This is a genomic window from Cobetia sp. (assembly GCF_983723665.1).
This window is the reverse complement of the sequence record NZ_CFDJES010000010.1, coordinates 1-3,694: the sequence shown is the minus strand read 5'-3', so window position 1 is coordinate 3,694 and position 3,694 is coordinate 1. Positions and strand designations below refer to the sequence as shown.

3 protein-coding genes are annotated in these 3,694 nt (G+C 61.3%); 1 reads left to right on the top strand and 2 read right to left on the bottom strand.

Going from position 1 to position 3,694, the window contains the following annotated elements:
* Both AC4FAH_RS02230 and AC4FAH_RS02225 read right to left on the bottom strand, forming a co-directional pair.
* On the bottom strand, nt 1–1,253 hold a 1,253-nt coding region (locus AC4FAH_RS02230; protein WP_490245600.1), incomplete at its 3' end, for a TRAP transporter large permease.
* 78 nt (nt 1,254–1,331) lie between these two features.
* On the bottom strand, nt 1,332–1,994 hold the full coding sequence (locus tag AC4FAH_RS02225; RefSeq protein WP_159055814.1) for a TRAP transporter small permease: 663 nt from the start codon (nt 1,992–1,994) through the stop codon (nt 1,332–1,334).
* A 443-nt stretch (nt 1,995–2,437) separates the two neighbouring features.
* Here AC4FAH_RS02225 and AC4FAH_RS02220 point away from each other — a divergent pair, with 443 nt between their 5' ends.
* Entirely contained in the window at nt 2,438–3,529 is a 1,092-nt protein-coding gene (locus AC4FAH_RS02220; protein WP_225347476.1) for a TRAP transporter substrate-binding protein, read from the top strand.
* Nucleotides 3,530–3,694: the final 165 nt, after the last annotated feature.

Genomic DNA, 3,694 nt, shown 5'->3' with positions numbered 1-3,694 from the left:
AACAGCGCGATCTGCGGGAACAGCATCAGCAGCACCGTCGCCAGCAACAGCAGGGCAATGAAGGGTGGCGTCCCCCGGATGACCTCCATGTACGGTTTTCGGAATACCGCCACCGCCGTGAAGATGTCGCAGCCGAAGGGCGGAGTCGCCGAACCTATCGCCGCCTGCAGGGTGACCAGGGTGCCGACCAGCACCGGGTCCAGCCCGGCGGCATCGACTGCCGGCGCAAACACCGGCGCCAGAATCAGGATCACCACGATGGGGTCCACGAACATGCAGCCGACGAAGTAGGCCGCCGCGATCACCGCCAACAGCGCCAGCGAATGTTCCGACAGGTAGGGGATGTAGCCGCCGAGGATGGCATCCGGAATCTTGGCGAAGGAGATCATCCACGAGAAGCCCGCGCCCGCCGCCACCAGGATGAACACCACCGCGGTGATCAGCCCCGTGGAGAAGGCCACACTGGGCAGGTCCTTCAGGGTCACGCCGCGATAGATCAGCATCTCGAGAATCAGCGCGTAGATCACCGAGACCGTGGCGGCCTCCGTCGGCGAGAACATGCCCGAGTAGATGCCGCCGATGATGATCACCGGGAAGCCCGCCGGCAGGCTGGCGCGCTTCAAGGCCTTGAGGCGTGCGGGCCAGTCCGCCTTGGGCTGCGGAGCGATGCCCAGCTTCCACGACTTCCACATGCAGTAGAGCGAGAACAGCACCAGGATCATCAGCCCCGGGCCGATACCGGCGATGAACAGGTCACCCACCGAGGTACCGGTCGCGACGCCATAGATGATCATGCCGATGGAGGGCGGAATCAGCAGCGCGATATCGGAGGCATTGATGATCAACGCGATGGTGAACTTGTCACTGTAACCGGCTTCCAGCAGCCGCGGGCGCAACGGGCGCCCCATCGCCACCACCGTGGCCTGGGTGGAGCCGGACACCGCGCCGAACAGGGTGCAGCCCAGCGCGGTGGTCACCGGCAGGCCACCGCGCCAGTGGCCGACGAAGCGCTCGACCAGATCCAGCAGGCGCTGGGCAGTGGAGCCCTTGAGCATGATATCGGCCGCCAGAATGAACATCGGCACCGCCGTCAGCACCACCGGCTGCAGGCCACCGATCATCTGCTGGATCACCAGCTCCGGCTTGAGGAAGGAAAAATCGCTGAACAACAAGAAAAAGGTGCCGACGCTCAATGGCACCATCATGGGTACCCCAAGCAACAGCAGCCCCACCATCACGAGCAGAATCCACATCGCAGCTTCCGTCCCTGGGTCAATGAAGTGTGATCAATCGTCTATCGAGACATCGAGAAGACATTCCCGACGCAGTGGCTAGAGCGCGCCGCTGCCGTCGACTTCCTCGTTCTCGTCCATCTCCGCCGTACGCCATGACAACCAGGCGCCCTGCGCCAGCAGGTTGCGCAGAATCGCCATCAGGTACTGGAGCGCCCCGAGCGCCAGTCCCAGCGGGACCACGGCATAGAGCGCCGCCAGCGACCAGCGCAGCGACGGCGTGACACGCCCGGACTTGGCCAGGCTCTGCAGATAATCCACCGCCAGCCAGGCGAGGTAGGCCAGCAAGGCACAGGTAATGACCTGTCCGGCGATCAGCAGCACCTTGCGCAACCACGGCGGCATGAAGTCCAGCAGCGCCGTCACGCGGATATGGCGCCCGGCGCGCGCGCCGTAACTGATGCCGAGGAAGGTCAGCCACAGCTGCAGGATCTGCATCAGCTCTTCGGTGAACGGCAGGCTGTAGTTGAAGACGTTGCGCCCGATGACGTTGGCGATGCTGGCCGTCGCCATGCCCAGCACGCACAGGGCGATCAACCAGCGCTCGACATGCGCCAGGCCCTGGTCACCACGTTCGAACCAGGCGGCCAGACGGCGCAGCGGCGCAGGCAGATGTGCGAGGGGGTCCTGAGCGCCATTCGTCTCGGCCGGGGCGGGACGGGTCTCGTCAGCGGAGGGAGACTTGGAGGGGGGCGAGTTCATGAAGCGGCTTCCTGTTGATGTGGCATCCTGCCAGATAGGCTTTCTACCAGACGTCATGAGCGCAGTGGTTTGCGCCAGACAGCCTGCATTTGCCAGTACGATCCATTGAAATTTTCCGCGGCGCCGCCGTGATTTTCACTTTGGCTACTCTTGTTCTAGCTTTATTAGCGGCGCTTGAAATCAGTATGCGGCCGACGCGCGGCATGTCGGTCTGGCGAGCGACGGACAGAGCCTCAAGCACCAGAGCTCGAGCACCAGAGCTCGAGTACTAGAGCCTCATGCGCACAGGCTCAGCTTATTCATAATAAATTCTAATCATACTATCCAATTTGGTAATTTTTTTATTATATTAAGAATGGCAATATTATCTAAATGATGCAAGTTGCACGCCGGGTATGCCCAGAGCCGCCCGACGCTGATGGAAATCACACAAGGAGAACAAGATGACGATGCAATGGAACCCGTCACCCGAGCAGAATCGCGAGACGTCCAGGACTCCTGTTCCCCTTTCTCGTCTCGCCGCGTTCATCAAGGGAGGTGCCCTCGCGTCCGGCCTGGGCATGGCGGCGCTGGCCTCCGCGGGCGTGCAGGCTGACACCTGGCGTTTCGCGCTGGAGGAAGTCTCCGGCAGTGTGCAGGATGCCTACGCCCAGGAATTCAAGAAGCGCATCGAAGAGGCTTCCGGCGGTGACATCGATGTCGAGATCTACCCCTACGGTGCACTGGGTACCTCCTCACAGCTCACCGAACTGGTGCAGAGCGATGCCATCCAGCTGACCTTTGCCTCACCGGGTCACCTGGCCTCGGTGATTCCGGAGTCGGGCGTCTTCACGCTGCACTTCCTGTTCTCCGACGACAATGCCGTCAATGAAGAGGTGCTTGGCAACTCCAAGGCCATCGACATGCTGTCCGAGGCCTACACCGAGCAGAACCTCCAGCTGCTGGGCGTGATTCCGGAAGGCTGGATGGTGTGGACCGGCAACCGTGACATCAAGACACCCGAGGACATGGAAGGCTTCAAGATCCGCACCATGACCTCGCCGATTCTGGTCGAGAGCTATCGCGGCTACGGTGCCAACCCGACGCCGATGCCCTATTCCGAGGTCTACTCCGGCCTGCAGCTGGGCCAGATCGACGGCCAGGTGAACCCGGTGTTCGCCATCCAGGAAATGAGCTTCTACGAAGTTCAGGACTACATGATCCAGGCCAAGCAGGCGCAGTTCATCACCACGCTGGTGGCCTCCAGTGACTTTTATTCCGGTCTGAATGACGAGCAGCAGCAGATGCTCGACAAGGTCACCAACGAGATGCGTCCGTACATCTTCGAGAAGCAGGAGGAGTACAACGCCGACCGTCTGGAGAAGATCAAGGAAGACAGTGACATCGAGATCATCACGCTGACCGATGAGCAGCGCGAAGCCTTCCGCCCGGTCGGCGAGAAGGGCTGGGAAGTCTATCGTGAGCAATCCGGTGAGCGCGGCAGCAAGATCCTCGACACCCTGCAGGCCGACATCAAGGCTGCCGAAGGCAAGTAAGCCCCTGGCAAGCGCGTCAGCCCCGCCAGGTAGATAGCAAGGATCGAAAGAGTGATAGAAAGATAGAATGTTAGAAAGATAGAAAGACGAGCATGAAAAAACGCCCCTGCCGGGACTCCCGGCAGGGGCGTTTTTCGTGGTGTCTCGATAGAGGCGCGATAGAGG